Genomic DNA, 16,295 nt, shown 5'->3' with positions numbered 1-16,295 from the left:
GAGCGGCCGCGGTAAGAAGCCTGCGGCTTTATTCGAGCTTGAAGGCGACGGTCGCCTCGGCCTGGTACTGTCGCCCGTCCTGGGCCATCTCGACCATCAACTCGTCCACTTCGACCCAGTAGACGTTCTCCAGGGTCTCCTCGGCGCGGTCGACGGCGTCGTCGACGGCCGCTTCGAATCCCTCGTCACTCTGTCCGATGAGCGTGATCTTCTTGAACACCATCTCGGGTGCGACTACGGTTCGTGACGGTAAAAATGCACACGACGGTCACACGTTCCGAGAAACGGTGGCGACGCGTCCGTTCCTGTCGATGCACGTTCTCGGCGACGTGTCCGTCCCCATCGGTGCACGTTCTCGGCGACGCGTCCGCTCCGTTCGGTTACTTCGCCTGCTCCGACTTCGTCCGACTCCCGCCGAACCTCGCCGCCACCGCGCCGACGACATCCGAGAGGTGTGCGGTCCCCCAGATGGCGACGACGACGCCGCCGAGCGTGTTGAACATGATGTCGACGAGCGTGTCGCTGAGGCCGAACTGGGTCAACACCGGGTCGCCGCCGGTCATCGCGGCGACCTCGCCGATGGCGAACTCCAGTACCTCCCAGAACACGCCGAAGGCGACGGTGAACATGAGGATGAACACGAACACGAACCGCGGCGGGAGCTCGACCGCGTCAGTGTGGACGTCCAGCGCGCGGGTGACGGTGTAGCCGACGGCGGCGACGATGGACGCCGACAGCGTGTGCGTCATGTGGTCCCACCACCAGAACTGGCGGTAGAGCCCCGTCTCGACGCCGGGAAGCCCGCCGCTACCGATGGCGTGGAGGAAGACGGCCGTCGTCACCCACAGCGTCAGTCCCGCGTCCATCGGGATGTGGTAATCCCGTTCCAGAAGGGCCGGGAGGTACGTCACGCCGAGGCCGACGCCGGCGTTGACGACGACGCCCACGTCGCCGCGTTCGACGCCGATGGCGACCATCCCGACGAGAAACAGCTGCATCAGCCGCGCCAACTGGGTCTGCCGCCGACCGCTGATGCCGAGTTTCTCACGTACTCTCATCGGCTCTCACCTCCGCCGACGGTCGCCGGAAGCCGCTCGCGGGCGTGCGAACGGCGGCGGAAGTAGAACTCGAACAGCAGTCCGGCCCCGACGCCCGCGAGCGTCGCGGCGACGAAGTCCCACATCATCGCGGTGTGGACGACGTCTCCGGGGCGGCCGTCTAGGAGGAACTCGGTGCCGAGATAGAGGTCCGAGAGCCACTGGACGACGGCCCACACCCCGGCGGCGGCCATCGTCGTGACGGCGACGAACAGGACGGCGAAGGAGTCGTTCATCCGCACGGGCGTGAACACGTCGAGTTCGACGGCGACGACGAGCGCGACGGCGGCGACGGCGAAGTAACGGACGACGCGTCCGCTGAGCGTCACGCCGTCGATGGTCTGACCGCCGACGAACGCCTGTCCGACGACCGGGAGCACCGCCAGCGCCAGCACCTCCCACGGCAGCATCGCCCGCGGGTTCCGGTAGGCGACGGCCGGAACGGCGGCCAGTCCGGCGGTGGCGAGGACGAACCCCGCCTGAACGAGTTCGCCGGTCAGCAGTTCCCCCGTCCCGGCGGCGCAGAGAACGGCGACGAAGACCCACCCGACGGCCGCGTTCGTCCGCTCGTTTTCGACGACGTGGCTCAGTCCCGACCGATTCATGCGCCCCTATCGTTCTGTTCCGAGCAAAAGGCTTCCCACTACGGCGGCCGCTCGCGCGCCGAGTCGGGACCGCGGCCGTGCGGTCACGACCGACTCAGGCGACGAGATACGCGACCGTGTACGCGAATCCGGCGATACTCACCGCCGCGAGACCGGTACAGAGGGCAGCGACTCTGTCCGGTAGTTCTACTCGTCGACTCCGGATTCCGACGCGGGGGGCCGCACCGACCATCCCGACGGCGAGGACGCTGAACACGAACGGGTACGACAGTTCGAGCGTCGGCGCGGGGATGAGCAGCACGCTGACGGCGTACGCCGCACCCAGCGCCGCGCGCCCGTCGATGGCGTCACGGAGCGAGTAACCGGAGAGGGAGAGCGCGACGACGAGGGCCGTCCAGATGGTGAGCAGTTCGAGACCGAACGCGCCCAGCAGGTTCAGCGTCGGGTCGACGCTGAACGACAGTCGGTCCGCGAACAGCGTCGCGTCGAGCGGGTAGAACATCTCCGGCGGCGACCCGGTGAACAGGTCGCCGAACGGGTGCGAGACCAGTCCGACCAGCGCCGTCGAGAACGTCGCGCGCGGACTCAGGTCGGTCCAGCGCTCGACTCCCTCCGCGATGGCGACGGCGACGGCGACGAACAGCGAGACGACGACGGCGCCGAGGCCGCCGGAGACGGCGGCGGCGACGGCGACGACCGCCGCCAGCAGCGCGACGGCCGCGACGAGTTCCCGCTGCCGCCGCAGACGACGGCCGCGAAGCCACAGCGCCGCCGCGACGGCGACGACGGGCGCGACGAGCACGGAGTGCGTCATCGCTCGGTGGACGAGGTTGCCGGTTTGCCAGAACTGCGAGGCGACCGAGAGCGCGTCGGTCGTCTGCGCGCCGACGACGCCGACGAACGCGTAGGTGATGTCGACGTCGGGAGCGGCGGCGAACGCCGCGGCGACCGCTCCCAGGGAGAGCGCGCGCGTCGAGTCGACGCCGCGAATCGCGGCCGCACCGGCGACCAGCGCGAAGGCGAAAACCGCGTGCCCGACGAACATACCGGTGGTTGCGCGGCGGAACAGATAAGCAGTGCGGACCCGGGGGTCGCCGACGCGGGCAGCGGTCGGAGTTCGGGAGTCGCCGGCGCTCTCCGCGTCTCAGGCGTAGTCGTCGAGCTTCGTCCACTTCTTCTCTATCTCGGCGTTGCTGCGAACGACGGTGTCGTCTTCGACCCGCATACGGGTTTTGCGGAGTTCGATGCTCACGACCTCGCCGGTTACGTCGCCGGCGACGACCCGGTCGCCGGGGTTGAAGTCGGGGTCGCGCAGCAGGTAGACGCCGGCGACCGCGTCCGCGATCATCCCCGAGGTGGCGTAGGAGACGCCGAGGGCGACGAACCCCGCGGCGGTTCCGAGCGACGCGGCGATGCCTTCGAGACCGACGATGGAGAGGAACGACAGCGCGACGGCGAACCAGAGAAACACCGAGACGATGGTCGCGACGAACTGCCGGTAGGCCGGCGACTCGCCCGGGAGCGCTCGTCGCAACGCCACCCTCACGACGAAGAGGACGAGTTTGACGACCGTCGCCGCGATCAGCAGAAACAGCGCTCCGACGAGGAGCACCGGAATCGCGTCGACTAGCTGGGTGAGAAACGCCGCTACGGCGTCGTCGACGACGCCGGTCTGTAAGACGGGTGGCTGCATAGCCGAAAAGTAACCGCCGAACTGATAAATTCCGCCCCCGACAGTCGAGCGACCGTCAGGCGACGGCTGGAACGTCTTCGCGGATGACTCGATAGTTGTCGTCGGCGGCGTCGCCGTCGCCGACGCTGATGACCGCCCACTCGTAGGTCCGGGCGGTGCGTTCGAGTCGTCGACAGAGCGAGTCGGCGTGTTCGTCCCAGGTGACGAAACATCGGAACGGCGGGCCGTCGTCGCGCCCGCCGTCGGCGAGCGTGCGACCCATCGTGTCGTCGTCTGCGACGGCCGTCACTTGGACGGTGCGCCACTTTCGTTCGGCCCGTAGGTCCGTCCCCTCTCCGGATACGGTGTAGCCGAGGCGAGTGAAAATCGTCTTGGCTGCCTCGACTGGTGGCATGGTAACAGGGGCCATGTGAGCGAACGTACTCCCGCGTGTTTGATAAACCTTGTCACAGTCGCCGAAAACAGTCCCGAACTTCTGAGCGAGAGGTGTACGGTCGACACGCTGGTCCGAATCTACGCTCTGGTCCGAATCTACGCTCTGGTCCGAATCTACGCTCTGGTCCGAATCGACACACCTCGTCCGGCGGCCTCACTCGTGGGCGGCGTCCCACTCGTCGGGCTTCTTGATGTTCCCGCAGGTGTTGCACTCGATGCGGCCCATCGTGTCCATCGCGTTGTCGAACGTCTCGCAGTTGCCGCAGAGATACCCCCAGCGAACGTCGCGTGACTCTGAGACGTACGTGGTGAAAAACGGCGCTTTCGATCCGCGTTCGCCGTCGCTGCGGTCGACGTAGACGGTGTCGTCTGCGGGCGTCGTCGCGAGTTCCAGTTCCATGCGTTCGACTACGGGCGACTGGAGTTAATTACGTTTCTAGGTGCGGAAGCTCTCGCCGCAGCCGCATTCGGAGACGACGTTCGGGTTCTCGACGTGGAAGCCCGCGGCCTGCAGGCCGCCCTCGTAGTCGAGGACGCTCCCGCCGATGTAGCGGCGACTCGCCGGGTCGACGAAGATGCGGAGGCCGTGGTGTTCCGTCACCGCGTCGTCCGATTCGGGTTCGTCGTCGAAGCGCATTCCGTACGAGAGGCCCGCACAACCGCCCTGTTGGACGAAGAGGCGGAGCCCCGCGACGTCGGTGTCCAGTCCCTCACCCTCCAGAAGCGAGAGCGCTTCCGACGCCGCGCTCTCGGTCACCTTCACCGGTGTTTCGGCGTCACCATCGACGGATTCGGTACTCATGGCTGAGCGTATCGTCCGAAAGGTGTTAACTGTGACGCTGATTCACAGGGCCGAGCGACGCCGGCGAAACGTGGCTGGCGCGGCCCGCACGGTCCGAGACGTTTGCACTCTCTTCCAAAAGTTGTGAAAATCGAACAAGTTCTAGAATTTTTGGAATTCGTGGGTCCTCGAACAGTGTCCCTACGTTCCGCTATTCGTCGTCCGCGTCGTCCCCGCCGTCCGCACCGTCTCCGCCGTCCGTCTCGTCGAGTCGAACGCGGACGCTCTCGGCGTGGGCTTCCAGCCCTTCGGCCTCCGCGAGCGTCGTAATCGTCCCCGAGAGCGCGTTCAGCCCCGTTTCGTCGAGGCGTTGGACCGTCGTCGAGCGGACGAACGTGTCGACGGAGAGACCGCCGTACAGTTTCGCGCCGCCGTTCGTCGGCAGCACGTGGTTCGTTCCGGAAGCGTAGTCGCCGGCTGCGACGGGCGTGTACGGCCCGAGGAACACGCTTCCGGCGTTGGTGATGCGGTCGAGCAGTTCCTCGTCGTCGCGCGCCTGAATCGAGAGGTGTTCGGCGGCGTACTCCTCGGCGAAGAGGACGGCCTCGGGCATCGAGCGCGCCAGGAGAATACCGCTCGCGTCGTTGTCGAGCGCCTCGGAGATGACGCCACTGCGCTCGCGGTCGTCGACACCGGCTTCGACCGCCTCGGCGACGGCCTCGGCCGTCTCCTCGTCGTCGGTGACGGCGACGACCGAGGCCTCGGGGTCGTGTTCGGCCTGCGCGAGGAGGTCGGCGGCGACGAATCTCGGCGTCGCCGTCTCGTCGGCGACGACCAGAATCTCGCTCGGTCCGGCGAGGAAGTCGATTTCGACGTCGCCGCGGACCTCGGCCTTCGCCGCCGTCACCCACTTGTTACCCGGGCCGACGACCTTCTGAACCGAGTTGACCGTCTCCGTGCCGTAGGCGAGCGCGGAGATGGCCTGCGCGCCGCCCGCGGCGTACACCACGTCCGCGCCGGCAGCGTGAATCGCCGCGAGCGTCACCGGGTTGATCTCGTCGGCGGGCGGCGTGGCGACGGCGACGTGCTCGACGCCCGCGACTTTCGCCGGGATGACGCCCATCAGCGCGCTCGACGGGTAGGCGGCCGCGCCGCCGGGAACGTAGACGCCGACGCGTTCGAGCGGGCGAAACCGGCGGCCGAGTTCCCTCCCCGAGAAGTCGGCGCGCCAGTCCTCGGGGACCTGCCGTTCGTGGAACTCGCGGACGTTGTCGGCGGCCGTCTCGATGGCCTCGCGCATCCCCTCGTCGATGTCGTCGTACGCTCGCTCGGCGAGGTCCGTCACGTCGACGTTGCCGACTTCGACGCCGTCGAACTCGCGGGAGAACTCCCGGAGCGCCACGTCTCCCTCCTCGCGTACGCGGCCAACGATGTCGCGCACGTCGCTGCGGACGGCGTCGACGCCCGCGTCGCGCTCGAACAGCGCGTCGCGCTCGTCGGGGCCGAGATCCGCGATTCGCTTGACTTCCATGGGCGCGCTTCGAAGGCGGTGCGAAAAGACGTTCCGATAGTGAGAGACGCGCTCTCACGAACGTTTATCCGGGAGAGCGCGACCACTCCCGCCCGTGCGCTGACGACGTGACGCGCGGGGAACGAGGCGGTTGTGCGGCGACCCTCCGCGTGCTGGGAGCCTCGCCGCCTGCCAGCCCCCGATAGACGTCTTCACTCCTTCGTCACGTCTCTTCGATGGGAACGACGCCGAAAAACGAGAGCGCGGCGCGAACGAACAGGTAGACGACGAGGCCGAACGCCGCGAAGAACGTCGGCGCGGCGAGCAGCCGCGCGACGCCGTACGGGAGAAATATTCTGCTCGTCCCCATGACGACGAAACTGACGAGGATGAGGCCGAACGCCAGAAACGAGAGTTGGACGAAGCGATCGCGGTTCACACGTCCACGAGTGCGAAGCAGCGATATGGCTGTTCCGCCCTCGGCGGACTCAGTCGTCGCCGAGTTCTCGCATCGTCCCCTCGGAGGCGAACACCGCGTCGACGACGCGCTGCACCCGCTGTGCCTCCTCGAAGGAGACCAGGTTTCCGTCGCCGCCGTCGAGCGAGGTGACGAACTCGTCGACGAGCGTCAGCGTCGTCTGCTCGCGCATCTCGTTGAGCGTCGTCACGCCCCCCGCTTCGGAGTCACCGCGGTTCTCGACGAGTTTGTACCACTCGGTCAGCGTCAGCGACGACTCGGACCCGACGACCGTAATCGAGTTCTCCTCCGACTGCTCGTGGTCGCAGAGCAGGTCGAGCGTTCCGTGGACGCCGTCGACCTCGAAGTAGCCGACGATGGACTCCTCGTACGTCTCCGGACCGGTGTAGGTGACCTCGGCGCTGAGTCGCTCCACGGAACCGAAAATCTCCTGCACGCCGAACAGGAAGTGCGTTCCGACCTCGCGGAGCGGACCGCCCTGTTCTCTGCTCTTCAGCCACTCCACGTCCTGCCACTCGCGGGGCCACTGCGGGAATCTGAAGTCGAGATTGATTCGCTTCGGACGGCCCACGTCCCCGGCGTGGATGCGTTCTCGCATCTCGACGAACCCGGGCGTGTACCGGAACGGGAGGTTGACGGCCGTCGTCCGCTCGGAGGACGCCTCGAGTTCGACCATCTTCTCGCCCTCCGCGGCGTTCTCGGCGAGCGGTTTCTCGCAGATGACGTCTTTCTCCTGTTCGAGCGCGACCCGTGCGACTTCGAGGTGGCCGGTCGGCGGGATACCGACGTAGACGACGTCGACGGCCTCGGTTCCGATGAGCTCTCGGTAATCGGTGAACGCGGCGCAGTCGTACTCGTCGGCGAACGCCTCGACTTTCGACTCGACGAGGTCGCAGGCCCCCCAGACGTTCGTCCGTTCGTGAGCGGAGAACGATTCGGCGAGTCGGTTCCCGATGACGCCGCAGCCGACGATTCCCACGTCGTAAACCGGTTCGGTCGACATGGCGTCGAAGAGTACCGTCGCGGCAATGATTCTGGTCATTCCGGAACGGGTCGCGTCGCTCCCTGCGTCGACCTCGCGAGAAGACGAGAGGCGTGTCGCCGACAAGCTATCGTTGCTCGCGCCCGTGAACACTCGTGCATGGACGACTCAATCCGAGTCACCGTCGAGAGCGACGGCGAAGAGGAGGCGTTTCGAGTTTACGACACCGACGGGTCCGTCGAAGTCGGCGACGCGACGTTTCGGTTCGCTGTCGACGACGAGCGCCTCGGAACCGACGCCGACGCCACCGACGAGACCGGCTCGTCGTCCCCGAAAGCCGACCCGCCGACCGATCCGCGTCGACTCGTCGCCGTCGGCGACGTGCCCACGAACGGGACGGTCCGGTTCGAGGCCATCAACGGACAGCGCGGAACCGAGGGGATACTCGAACGCAGCGGCGACGACGTGTACGCGTGGCGCAACTCCTGTCCGCACAAACCGCACGTCAGACTCGACCCCGGATTCGGCGCTCGCACGACCGACGACCACATCGTCTGTCACGAACACGGGGCGCGGTTCGTCCGCGGCGACGGGTTCTGTACGCGAGGGCCGTGCCGCGGGCAGTCGCTCGACGCCATCGAGGTCGAGTGTCGAGACGGCGAGGTGTATCTCACCGACGACCGATTCGACTCGGGCCGTCGCCTCTAATCGGCGCGGAGGCGATAGCTGCGCCTCACCGTGTCGTTCGCCGACGGGCGCTCGTTACCCAGCGTCACCGCTACGGACTCGAAAATAACAGAATGTGGGGTCGTTTTGCCGCGAAAGCGGCGTACTAAACTGCTTTACAGGCGCGTGAGGTTCGTCGCGCGCGGGCCCTTCGGGGCCTGCTCGATGTCGAACTCCACTTCCTGTCCCTCTTCGAGGTCAGGGCCGCCAACGTCCTCCATGTGGAAGAAAACGTCGTCGTCCGCGTCGTCCGTCGAGATGAAACCGTAGCCGCCAGTGTCGTTGAAGAAATCAACTTCGCCTTTCGCCATTGCTTTTGAAACCAGTCGCCGTTCACGAATAAGGCTTGCGAATTTGTAGCGCCGCCACGTTAGATAAATTGACCATCAGTGGCCGAACTGGAAAAACGGTGGACGAGCGTGTTTCGTTGACCACGATTACAGGGTGTTGGCGACAGGTTTGACGGTTATCGAACGGTTTTCTGTAGTATCGGTCGTTCCGGTGTGGAGGAAGTCGGGGCTGGTCGTGGAACTCACCGGTCGGAGCTGTAGAATGTTGCCCGGGACACTAACGGCCGGCCTCATCCCGTGGCGGCATGCCGCGTCGGCCGGGAAACCCTCGTGCCAGGCAGCCGTCTCTTTGGGCCGGACGGCGGTTGCACTGATGTTGCGCGCCCGGGTTCGCCGCGCGGTCATCGCTCCCGAAGTGGGAACACTCGGGCGGGGACTAAAGGCACGCAGTCGACGTACTCTCCGCGCCCTCATACGGGTTTCGACCCGCTTCGCCGACGGACTCGAACTCGACTCGGTCGACCGCCGAGGGTCTCTCAGTAAATGGCCAAAGCAGGCGTCAAACCCCCCAATGTTCACGAATTTACGAGAAAATGCGACAGAATCCGAACCCACTTATGCGAGTGTCACCCACCCACACGCTAATGGCAGTACGCGTTGGCATCCTCGGCGCAACCGGTGCGGTCGGACAGCGATTCATCCAACTTCTCGACGGACACCCGAGCTTCGAACTCGCGGCGGTCACCGCGAGCGACGAGAGCGCGGGCGAGAGTTACCGCGACGCGGCGAAGTGGCGCGTCGACACGCCCATCCCGGACGACGTCGCCGGGATGGAAGTCCGACGAACCGCCGTCGACGACGTGCCCGACGACCTGGACCTCGTCTTCTCCTCGCTCCCCTCCTCGGCGGCCGCGGACGTCGAACCCGACTTCGCGGAGGCCGGTTACGTCGTCTCCTCGAACTCCTCGAACGACCGAATGGCCCCCGACGTTCCGCTCACCATCCCGGAGGTCAACGCCGACCACCTCGGACTCATCGAGGTCCAGCGCGACGAGCGCGGCTGGGACGGCGCGCTCATCAAGAACCCGAACTGCTCGACTATCACGATGACGCCGACGCTCGCCGCGCTCGACGCGTTCGGCCTCGAACGCGTCCACGTCTCGACCCTCCAGGCGGTCTCGGGTGCGGGCTACTCCGGCGTCACCTCGATGGAGATCATCGACAACGCCATCCCACACATCGGCGGCGAGGAGGAGAAGATGGAGAGCGAATCTCGGAAACTGCTCGGCTCCTTCGACGGCGCGGAGCTCTCGCTGCACGACGCCGACGTGTCGGCCTCGTGCAACCGGATTCCGACGCTCGACGGCCACCTCGAGAACGTGTTCGCCGAACTCGAAGCCGACCCCTCCGTCGACGAGATTGCCGACGCGATGCGCGAGTTCCCCGGCATCGACCTCCCGAGCGCGCCGGACCCGCTCATCCGCGTGTTCGAGGACCCCCACCGCCCGCAACCGCGTCTCGACCGGATGCACGGCGACGGGATGGCCATCTCCGCCGGCGGGATTCAGGAGACGAGTTCGGGTATCAAGTACAACTGCCTCGCGCACAACACGATTCGCGGTGCGGCGGGCGCGAGCGTGCTGAACGGTGAGTTGCTGGTTGAGGAAGGCTGGGTCTAGAACCCACCTTTTGCGCTGCGGGCCGCCTTCGGCGGCCCTCGGCAAAAGCTCTCTTCGCGGTTCCACCGCGAAGGCTTAGCAGACACTTCGCGTCTGCTCTCGGACCAAAAGCACCGTCAGAGACAAGCTCTGACGAGCCTTCGTTCGCTTCGCTCACGAGGACACTCCTCCTTCGCTTCGACGCTTCGCGTTTCCGCTCAGTCGTCGGCCGAAAATCGCTCCGCGATTTTCGTACACCAGGACCCGTTGAAGCCTATAGTTGGTGACAGTTTGGTGAGACCGTGCTGAATAGAGAGCGCTTATCGGTCACAGTGTTACCTTCTGGTGGACTCCTCAACGAGTGGCCGTACACATTCGTCATTGGTTCTGCTCTTCCATCCCTGTAACTGGATTGTTTTGTCCGAAAAACATCTGAAGGGCCAGATATACCCCAGCGTAAACCGCTGTCATAATAGCAATCCACAGTAGAAGGACCGAGGATAATGTTAAATCAACCATAGGAGCAATCTACCAACAGTTGAGCAAAAACTTTCGGGTACTAAGCATTTGTACCGAACAAGTGTTTCTTCATCAATCGGCTAAAACTGGCGATGGTCGCTTGATAAATACAACCTCTGTATCTTGCATCCCGTTACTGACAGCCGTCGAGGAGTTCGCTTACCGATTGCTGAATACATAGCGCGTATCGGTCGTAAATTTGGTACTCGTGGTAACCTAATCGTATTACTACAGGCTCCCGACCCCGCATGATTCGAGGGGGTTTCGCTAAACCGAATCTACTTTTTCACGCAGTCGCCAATTTGAAGATCATTAAACTTCTCCCGTGATACTTCGACAGCATTGCCCCCTTCATCACCGGGGATACCATTGCAATCATGGCCTTCGTATCGAATGAGATAATAGGGTTCGTCGGAGCCGAACTTGTGTTTGAGAGCGCGGTGGAGGTCCTTCGAGACATACGTTCCGTTGTCGAACGCGTCTGTATACTTGTCGTGAATTGTATGGCTCACTGCTCCATCGGGCTTACGCGACTCGGTCAGTACAATCAACGACCCTGGTTCTCCGCCAGCATCGGCTGCCATCTGTCGCCAGTAGACCCGTCCCTCTCGACCGGACTGGAATCGGCCATATCCAATCCATCCAGCGCCACCGACGACACCGAGTACAGCGAGAATCGACCGCCGTTTCATTATCCCATACTTCAAACAAAGCCATTTAATTCATAGGAAATTTCTCCTGAGGTCGATCGGAGTCGGAATTAAACAAGCAATTCGCATGCGCTACTTCGCGAGGATTCATATTCGCTGAGTCGGAATAAACTGCGTCTCTATGCGAAATACATCCTCTGAGTCGGTCACGTTGATCCTGACGGAAGTTGAGCAGTTTGAATCGTGCGTGCTGTATACATAGCGCGTATCGGTCAACCGAAGCCCTCGGTAGTGGACATAGAGAAGCCGTTCCCCCCGTTCGCCGCCGCTGGTGTTCCAAGACGTGCTAGAACGAAGCACACCGAGCGAAATCTAAAGAGCCAACGTTGAGGAGTTTCCGTATGGAACTCGTCGAAGCCACCGCTGACGACCTTAATGCGCTTGTCGGTCGCTGGTACGACCTCGCGAAAGCGATGGAGGATTACTCCGAACTGAACGAACTCACGTACACGGACGTCAACGAGGTCCCCGACGGTGGCTTCCGCGCTCACCTTGACGACGAGGATATCACTGACTACCTCATCGTCCACACAGGTGATACAATCGGGTTCGTCACGCTTCGTGAGGGCAACCATGGTTCCCGTCAGTACTCACGGTACCTCCGAATCGTGAACCTCGCTATCGACGAAGACCACCGAAATCGAGGCCACGGAACAGAGGTCGTCGAGCGGGTGAAAAAAATGGCTCGCGAGCAGGGTTGTGATCTCCTCAAGGTCTCCTGTGAATGGCAGAACGAGGGCGCACGCCGGTTCTACCGTGATCTGAGCTTCCAGCCAAAGCAAATTGACTACGCACAGCCGTTAGAGTGAGTCGAAAGCCGCATCCGGTACAGGGGAAAATTCGTCTGATGAGAAGTGATGTTCAAATCACTTGACATCGATGCGATACTCAAACCCGTTCGACGACGGCGAGGAGCCCTTGCTCGGAACGTACTCGTGTTTCAAACACACTCTCCTGGGTCTCGTGGACCGTCCACTGATTTCCGAACGCAGAGTGAATATCTTCTGGAGTGAGTGGATTCGGCCCCGCGTTCTCGGTAGCGCCCTCGGCGAAGCCGACGAGAAAGAGGTGTCCACCCGACGAGACGGCGGCGGCGAGTTCACGAGCGTAGGTTTCCCGTTCGTCTGTCTCGAAGGCGTGGAAGAGCCCACTATCCAACACCGTCTTGAACGGCCCGAGATTGCTTGGGAGGTTCAGCGCATTTGCAACACGAAAATCGGCGTCCAGACCTCGCTCTCTGGCCCTCTTTTGTGCCACTTCAATACCTACCTCGGAGAAATCGATGCCGAGAGCTGTGTATCCTCGTTCTGTAGCCCAGAGTGCGTGTATCCCGGTGCCACATCCAACGTCGAGGATTGGGCCGGTCAATTCATAACTTTCGATGGCATCCACGAGCGCTGGTTGTGGGTGACCGATGTCCCACGGTGGAACTGTCTCACTTCTATACACCTCGTTCCACCAATCCGCTTCGTCTCCTGTTTCGGACCGATCGCCCATGGCCTTTCACTATATCCAATTACCTATCATGAATCTGCGGTACACATCCTCTGTATCTTGCACTCCGTTACTGACAGCTATCGAGGGGTTCGCTCACCGGCTGCTGAATACACAGCGCGTATGCAACAGCAGTCTGACTCGGAAGTGGCCGGGGCGTACCGCCGAATGGTTATCAGAGAGTGGTGATTATCTGGTCCAATGACCTGCGAAACTGCATGGGAACATGTAGAAAACGCCGAGGCTCACCGTAGGCGCGGCGAGTTCTCTGCTGCTGGCGATTGGTTCACGGCGGCAGCTTACGAGTATCTCGGTGACTCTCCGCCTGGGTTCCCCGCGACGACCGCTTGCAAAGGGGAATACATGTTTCTTCTCGCTGGCGTCTGTTATCGTTTAGCTGGAACTCGTGACCAGTGTGTCAACCGTTGCAAGCAAGGGATTCTGGTCGCTGAAGACCTCAACGCTCGCCATCTACCCGTCCCTGAAGATGAGTATTGGTTCGAGAGGGCCCGTCGAGGCGTCTGGTACGAATATATCGGTGACTTTCGGTTGGTCGGTGAGCTGGCTGGAGTAGAGGAGGCGTACACCGAGGCAAAGCGAATTTACAGGCTGGGGGAAGACCCTGAGTCAGGGATGGCGGAGCAAGAACATCTCTACCTCTTCGAATTCTTTGAGCGTGTAGTGCAGGTGAGTGCGGAAACAGACGACGAGTGGAGAGAAATCAGGCACCACACGCCGTTCACTAAGTGGGTAGACTACAAGCTCAACACTCTCCCTGACGCCCTTGATGACCTATTCACACGGAATGAGTGGCCGCTCTGATAAAGGAGTCAGAGATGCATCCTCTGTATGCAGCACGCAATTTCTGTCAAAATCCAGGGATAGCCACAGACGCCACACTTCAATCGAGTGGACTGGGGTCGCGGAATAGTGGGCTCACCGAACTCTGAGGCGCAGTCTCCGCCGTTTCCGGTACGCCTTTCGAGACGCAACAAGACGAACAACCATGCGAATCGCCCGTATCCAGACCCCTGACGGCCCGCGCGAGGGCGAGTACCGAGACGGAACCATCCTCGCAGACGACGGCGAGTACGTCGTCGGTGAAGACGGCGACCTGCTCGCGCCGTGCGAGCCGTCGGCGCTGTACTGCGTCGGTCGCAACTACGCCGCGACGCTCGACCAGATGGAGTACGAGCGACCCGAGGAACCCGACTTCTTCATCAAACCGCCGACCTCCGTTATCGCCCACGAGAAACCGATTCCGTACCCCGAGTTCACGGAGGAACTCACGTACGCGGGCGAACTCGTCGCCGTCGTCGACGAGGAGTGCCACGACATCTCGGTCGACGAAGTTCCGGAGTACGTCCGCGGCTACACCATCATGAACGACGTGGACGCCCTCGACCAGCAGGGCCGGACGGCCAGAAAAGCGTTCGACGGCTCCGGTCCGTTGGGGCCGTGGATTGAAACGGAGCTGGACCCGCGAAACCTCGACATGCACACCGACGTGAGCGGCGAGCGCCGACAGGAGGCGAACACCGAACTGATGCTGTTCGGTCCGTACGAAATCGTCTCCTACCTCTCGAAGCGATTCACCTTCCAGCCTGGCGATGCAATCGCGTTCGGCAGTCCCGCGAACCCCGGCACTGTCGAATCGGGCGACGTGGTCGAAATCACCTACGAGGGAATCGGGACGCTGCGGAACGCGGTAGAGTAGCGAGCGAATTGTAACCGGTCTGCTCTAATCCGCCTGATTCTCCAAGTTTTCGAACTCGCCCGTCTCCTCGACCTTGTCGAGGTTCCGCGCGATAATGTCCGCGCGGCGTTCCCAGTACTTCGGCGTGTGGCCCGCGTTGTGCGGCGTGATGAGCACGTTGTCGAACGACCACAGCGGATGTTCCTGCGGGAGCGGTTCGGGGTCGGTCACGTCCAGCGCCGCGCCGCGGAGACCGTTCGTCTGGAGTGTCGAAACGAGCGCGTCGGTGTCGACGATGGGACCGCGGCCGACGTTGACGAGCACCGCGTGCGGCGGCAGCGTCCGGAACGCCTCCGCGTCGATGAGTTTCTCTGTCGTCTCGGTCAGCGGCGCGGCGACGACGACGTAGTCGCTGTCGGCGAGCGCCTCGTGTATCTCGTCGAAGCCGTACACTTCGTCCGTCGGGCCGTCCTTCTCCGGCGAGTAGCGGACGCCTGCCGTCTCGACGCCGAACGGGGCGAGGCGGTCGACGATACTCTCCCCGATAGCGCCGAGGCCGACGACGGTCACTCGGCTTCCCTGGAGTTCGGTGGCCTGGTACGACCGCCACTCGGCGCGCTCCTTGCGTCGCCACGCCGTGTCGAACCCGCGGGCGAACGAGAGAATCGCGCCGAGGGCGTACTCCGCGATGTTGGGCCCGTGAACGCCCGAGGCGTTGGTGACGGCGACGCCCCGCTCCGCGAAGGCGTCGAGGTCCAGATGCCCCGTCCCGGCGTAGACGCAGGCGAACAGTTCGAGGTTCGGCGCGGCGTCCAGCTCGTCGGCGTCGAGCGAGAAGCCGGTGGCGACGCGCGCCGTCCGAAGGAACTCGCGCTCTTCGGCGGGCGTCTTCGCCAGCGCGACGTCGTAGTCGGGGAGCCGCTCGCGCAGGGTCTCGGCGTACGCCTCCGCAGAGAGGCCGTGAATCTTCTGTCGCAGCACGACGATATCCGGGTCGGTCATGCGTCCCCGTTTTCCGACCAGCGGTATGAGTGCACCCCCTTCGGCAGTCGCGGCCTACTTCGACGGAGGGGCGGGAGAAAACACATCACTCGCTCGGAACGTATTTATCCGAAGACTGTTTCGGTGGTGCGTATGTCACGGTCGCAGACGACGCGGCGGCGTGTTCTGGGCGCGTTCGGGGTGGGCGTCGCCGGCCTCGTCAGTGGATGCGCCAGCGCGGGCGTTCTCGGTGAGTCCGAGGGGTCGGCGCAACTGGGTGAACTCCACCTCAGCAACTCGCACGTCGACTCCCACAGCATCGACCTCATCGTCCGCCGCGACGGCGAACTCGTCCACTGGACCTCGCACGACCTCGACGGTGTCGAGAACAACGTCTCCGACGGCGAGACGGTTGACCTCTCTTGGAGCGAGACGCCGGGGTCGTACGTCATCTCCGCGCGCCTCGACGACGCCGAGAGCTGGGAGACGTTCGCGCTGTCGGACCTCGGCGACGCGCCGTGTTACCGACTGCTGGTGAAAGTCGACCACGAGGGACGACTCGGTATCTGGTCGATGTCGAGTCCGGACGCCTGCGGCGACGACTCGGCGACGCCCGCGGAGTAGCCGCCGCCCACCCTCC

General features: G+C 63.6%; 22 protein-coding genes. 6 read left to right on the top strand and 16 right to left on the bottom strand.

The window, feature by feature from the left end; all coding sequences use genetic code 11:
- Positions 1 to 28 precede the first annotated feature (28 nt).
- From FCF25_RS04675 to FCF25_RS04625, 11 genes are all read right to left on the bottom strand, one after another.
- Positions 29 to 223 carry a dodecin gene (locus FCF25_RS04675; protein WP_117595001.1) on the bottom strand — a complete coding sequence of 65 codons (195 nt, stop codon included), beginning with the start codon at positions 221 to 223 and terminating at the stop codon, positions 29 to 31.
- A 157-nt stretch (positions 224 to 380) separates the two neighbouring features.
- Positions 381 to 1,058, bottom strand: a complete 678-nt coding sequence (locus FCF25_RS04670) for a hypothetical protein (RefSeq protein WP_137047485.1) — start codon at positions 1,056 to 1,058, stop codon at positions 381 to 383.
- Positions 1,055 to 1,702: a hypothetical protein gene (locus FCF25_RS04665; RefSeq protein WP_117594999.1), complete on the bottom strand. Its 648-nt coding sequence runs from the start codon at positions 1,700 to 1,702 to the stop codon at positions 1,055 to 1,057. Before FCF25_RS04665 ends, FCF25_RS04670 begins: the two co-directional genes overlap by 4 nt.
- A gap of 94 nt (positions 1,703 to 1,796) precedes the next feature.
- Entirely contained in the window at positions 1,797 to 2,747 is a 951-nt protein-coding gene (locus FCF25_RS04660; RefSeq protein ID WP_137047484.1) for a metal-dependent hydrolase, read from the bottom strand.
- 99 nt (positions 2,748 to 2,846) lie between these two features.
- Positions 2,847 to 3,395 carry a mechanosensitive ion channel family protein gene (locus tag FCF25_RS04655; RefSeq protein WP_117594997.1) on the bottom strand — a complete coding sequence of 183 codons (549 nt, stop codon included), beginning with the start codon at positions 3,393 to 3,395 and terminating at the stop codon, positions 2,847 to 2,849.
- Positions 3,396 to 3,450: 55 nt separating this feature from the next.
- Positions 3,451 to 3,804 (bottom strand): hypothetical protein, encoded by a 354-nt coding sequence (locus FCF25_RS04650; RefSeq protein ID WP_137047483.1) that lies wholly within the window; start codon positions 3,802 to 3,804, stop codon positions 3,451 to 3,453.
- A gap of 180 nt (positions 3,805 to 3,984) precedes the next feature.
- Entirely contained in the window at positions 3,985 to 4,230 is a 246-nt protein-coding gene (locus FCF25_RS04645) for a DUF5816 domain-containing protein (protein WP_117594995.1), read from the bottom strand.
- 36 nt (positions 4,231 to 4,266) lie between these two features.
- On the bottom strand, positions 4,267 to 4,632 hold the full coding sequence (locus FCF25_RS04640; RefSeq protein ID WP_117594994.1) for an iron-sulfur cluster assembly accessory protein: 366 nt from the start codon (positions 4,630 to 4,632) through the stop codon (positions 4,267 to 4,269).
- Between the two features lie 190 nt (positions 4,633 to 4,822).
- Positions 4,823 to 6,142 carry a histidinol dehydrogenase gene (gene hisD, locus FCF25_RS04635; RefSeq protein ID WP_137047482.1) on the bottom strand — a complete coding sequence of 440 codons (1,320 nt, stop codon included), beginning with the start codon at positions 6,140 to 6,142 and terminating at the stop codon, positions 4,823 to 4,825.
- Between the two features lie 202 nt (positions 6,143 to 6,344).
- Positions 6,345 to 6,560 (bottom strand): hypothetical protein, encoded by a 216-nt coding sequence (locus FCF25_RS04630; RefSeq protein ID WP_137047481.1) that lies wholly within the window; start codon positions 6,558 to 6,560, stop codon positions 6,345 to 6,347.
- 49 nt (positions 6,561 to 6,609) lie between these two features.
- Positions 6,610 to 7,641: a Gfo/Idh/MocA family protein gene (locus FCF25_RS04625; protein WP_254425888.1), complete on the bottom strand. Its 1,032-nt coding sequence runs from the start codon at positions 7,639 to 7,641 to the stop codon at positions 6,610 to 6,612.
- Between the two features lie 99 nt (positions 7,642 to 7,740).
- Here FCF25_RS04625 and FCF25_RS04620 point away from each other — a divergent pair, with 99 nt between their 5' ends.
- Complete coding sequence (locus tag FCF25_RS04620) at positions 7,741 to 8,289, top strand: Rieske 2Fe-2S domain-containing protein (RefSeq protein WP_137047480.1); 549 nt, start codon at positions 7,741 to 7,743, stop codon at positions 8,287 to 8,289.
- 134 nt (positions 8,290 to 8,423) lie between these two features.
- On the opposite strand, the gene FCF25_RS04615 is transcribed toward FCF25_RS04620, so the two are convergent.
- Positions 8,424 to 8,618, bottom strand: coding sequence for a cold-shock protein (locus tag FCF25_RS04615; protein ID WP_058582823.1), 195 nt, complete (start codon positions 8,616 to 8,618; stop codon positions 8,424 to 8,426).
- Positions 8,619 to 9,241: 623 nt separating this feature from the next.
- Here FCF25_RS04615 and asd point away from each other — a divergent pair.
- Positions 9,242 to 10,276: an aspartate-semialdehyde dehydrogenase gene (asd, locus tag FCF25_RS04610; protein ID WP_137047479.1), complete on the top strand. Its 1,035-nt coding sequence runs from the start codon at positions 9,242 to 9,244 to the stop codon at positions 10,274 to 10,276.
- A 357-nt stretch (positions 10,277 to 10,633) separates the two neighbouring features.
- Here asd and FCF25_RS15505 read toward each other — a convergent pair whose 3' ends face one another.
- Together FCF25_RS15505 and FCF25_RS04605 are read right to left on the bottom strand one after the other, a co-directional pair.
- Positions 10,634 to 10,774 (bottom strand): hypothetical protein, encoded by a 141-nt coding sequence (locus tag FCF25_RS15505; RefSeq protein ID WP_157972745.1) that lies wholly within the window; start codon positions 10,772 to 10,774, stop codon positions 10,634 to 10,636.
- Between the two features lie 278 nt (positions 10,775 to 11,052).
- Entirely contained in the window at positions 11,053 to 11,466 is a 414-nt protein-coding gene (locus tag FCF25_RS04605; RefSeq protein WP_137047478.1) for a hypothetical protein, read from the bottom strand.
- A 359-nt stretch (positions 11,467 to 11,825) separates the two neighbouring features.
- Between FCF25_RS04605 and FCF25_RS04600 the strand changes: the two genes are divergently transcribed.
- Entirely contained in the window at positions 11,826 to 12,293 is a 468-nt protein-coding gene (locus FCF25_RS04600; protein WP_137047477.1) for an N-acetyltransferase, read from the top strand.
- A 79-nt stretch (positions 12,294 to 12,372) separates the two neighbouring features.
- Here FCF25_RS04600 and FCF25_RS04595 read toward each other — a convergent pair whose 3' ends face one another.
- The gene (locus tag FCF25_RS04595) at positions 12,373 to 12,981 is read right to left on the bottom strand and encodes a class I SAM-dependent methyltransferase (protein WP_137047476.1); all 609 of its coding nucleotides are present in this window, start codon (positions 12,979 to 12,981) and stop codon (positions 12,373 to 12,375) included.
- Between the two features lie 198 nt (positions 12,982 to 13,179).
- On the opposite strand from FCF25_RS04595, the gene FCF25_RS04590 reads away from it, so the two are divergent.
- Both FCF25_RS04590 and FCF25_RS04585 read left to right on the top strand, forming a co-directional pair.
- Positions 13,180 to 13,800 (top strand): hypothetical protein, encoded by a 621-nt coding sequence (locus FCF25_RS04590; RefSeq protein ID WP_117594986.1) that lies wholly within the window; start codon positions 13,180 to 13,182, stop codon positions 13,798 to 13,800.
- Between the two features lie 184 nt (positions 13,801 to 13,984).
- Positions 13,985 to 14,695: a fumarylacetoacetate hydrolase family protein gene (locus FCF25_RS04585; RefSeq protein WP_137047475.1), complete on the top strand. Its 711-nt coding sequence runs from the start codon at positions 13,985 to 13,987 to the stop codon at positions 14,693 to 14,695.
- A gap of 24 nt (positions 14,696 to 14,719) precedes the next feature.
- Here FCF25_RS04585 and FCF25_RS04580 read toward each other — a convergent pair whose 3' ends face one another.
- On the bottom strand, positions 14,720 to 15,676 hold the full coding sequence (locus FCF25_RS04580; protein WP_137047474.1) for a D-2-hydroxyacid dehydrogenase: 957 nt from the start codon (positions 15,674 to 15,676) through the stop codon (positions 14,720 to 14,722).
- A gap of 132 nt (positions 15,677 to 15,808) precedes the next feature.
- Between FCF25_RS04580 and FCF25_RS04575 the strand changes: the two genes are divergently transcribed.
- Entirely contained in the window at positions 15,809 to 16,279 is a 471-nt protein-coding gene (locus FCF25_RS04575; protein WP_117594983.1) for a hypothetical protein, read from the top strand.
- Positions 16,280 to 16,295 lie beyond the last annotated feature (16 nt).

It is taken from the genome of Haloprofundus sp. MHR1, from assembly GCF_005155585.1.
In the GTDB taxonomy this organism is placed as follows: Archaea; Halobacteriota; Halobacteria; order Halobacteriales; family Haloferacaceae; genus Haloprofundus; species Haloprofundus halophilus.
Note: the sequence above shows the minus strand (reverse complement) of the source record. Positions and strands in the feature narration are given on the sequence as shown.

What these genes read in the sequence shown, in the direction of transcription:
- FCF25_RS04675 (WP_117595001.1), bottom strand. Translation starts at nt 223, where the DNA reads ATGGTGTTCAAGAAGATCACGCTCATCGGACAGAGTGACGAGGGATTC.
- FCF25_RS04670 (WP_137047485.1), bottom strand. Translation starts at nt 1,058, where the DNA reads ATGAGAGTACGTGAGAAACTCGGCATCAGCGGTCGGCGGCAGACCCAG.
- FCF25_RS04665 (WP_117594999.1), bottom strand. Translation starts at nt 1,702, where the DNA reads ATGAATCGGTCGGGACTGAGCCACGTCGTCGAAAACGAGCGGACGAAC.
- FCF25_RS04660 (WP_137047484.1), bottom strand. Translation starts at nt 2,747, where the DNA reads ATGTTCGTCGGGCACGCGGTTTTCGCCTTCGCGCTGGTCGCCGGTGCG.
- FCF25_RS04655 (WP_117594997.1), bottom strand. Translation starts at nt 3,395, where the DNA reads ATGCAGCCACCCGTCTTACAGACCGGCGTCGTCGACGACGCCGTAGCG.
- FCF25_RS04650 (WP_137047483.1), bottom strand. Translation starts at nt 3,804, where the DNA reads ATGGCCCCTGTTACCATGCCACCAGTCGAGGCAGCCAAGACGATTTTC.
- FCF25_RS04645 (WP_117594995.1), bottom strand. Translation starts at nt 4,230, where the DNA reads ATGGAACTGGAACTCGCGACGACGCCCGCAGACGACACCGTCTACGTC.
- FCF25_RS04640 (WP_117594994.1), bottom strand. Translation starts at nt 4,632, where the DNA reads ATGAGTACCGAATCCGTCGATGGTGACGCCGAAACACCGGTGAAGGTG.
- hisD (WP_137047482.1), bottom strand. Translation starts at nt 6,142, where the DNA reads ATGGAAGTCAAGCGAATCGCGGATCTCGGCCCCGACGAGCGCGACGCG.
- FCF25_RS04625 (WP_254425888.1), bottom strand. Translation starts at nt 7,641, where the DNA reads ATGACCAGAATCATTGCCGCGACGGTACTCTTCGACGCCATGTCGACC.
- FCF25_RS04620 (WP_137047480.1), top strand. Translation starts at nt 7,741, where the DNA reads ATGGACGACTCAATCCGAGTCACCGTCGAGAGCGACGGCGAAGAGGAG.
- FCF25_RS04615 (WP_058582823.1), bottom strand. Translation starts at nt 8,618, where the DNA reads ATGGCGAAAGGCGAAGTTGATTTCTTCAACGACACTGGCGGCTACGGT.
- asd (WP_137047479.1), top strand. Translation starts at nt 9,242, where the DNA reads ATGGCAGTACGCGTTGGCATCCTCGGCGCAACCGGTGCGGTCGGACAG.
- FCF25_RS15505 (WP_157972745.1), bottom strand. Translation starts at nt 10,774, where the DNA reads ATGGTTGATTTAACATTATCCTCGGTCCTTCTACTGTGGATTGCTATT.
- FCF25_RS04605 (WP_137047478.1), bottom strand. Translation starts at nt 11,466, where the DNA reads ATGAAACGGCGGTCGATTCTCGCTGTACTCGGTGTCGTCGGTGGCGCT.
- FCF25_RS04600 (WP_137047477.1), top strand. Translation starts at nt 11,826, where the DNA reads ATGGAACTCGTCGAAGCCACCGCTGACGACCTTAATGCGCTTGTCGGT.
- FCF25_RS04595 (WP_137047476.1), bottom strand. Translation starts at nt 12,981, where the DNA reads ATGGGCGATCGGTCCGAAACAGGAGACGAAGCGGATTGGTGGAACGAG.
- FCF25_RS04590 (WP_117594986.1), top strand. Translation starts at nt 13,180, where the DNA reads ATGACCTGCGAAACTGCATGGGAACATGTAGAAAACGCCGAGGCTCAC.
- FCF25_RS04585 (WP_137047475.1), top strand. Translation starts at nt 13,985, where the DNA reads ATGCGAATCGCCCGTATCCAGACCCCTGACGGCCCGCGCGAGGGCGAG.
- FCF25_RS04580 (WP_137047474.1), bottom strand. Translation starts at nt 15,676, where the DNA reads ATGACCGACCCGGATATCGTCGTGCTGCGACAGAAGATTCACGGCCTC.
- FCF25_RS04575 (WP_117594983.1), top strand. Translation starts at nt 15,809, where the DNA reads ATGTCACGGTCGCAGACGACGCGGCGGCGTGTTCTGGGCGCGTTCGGG.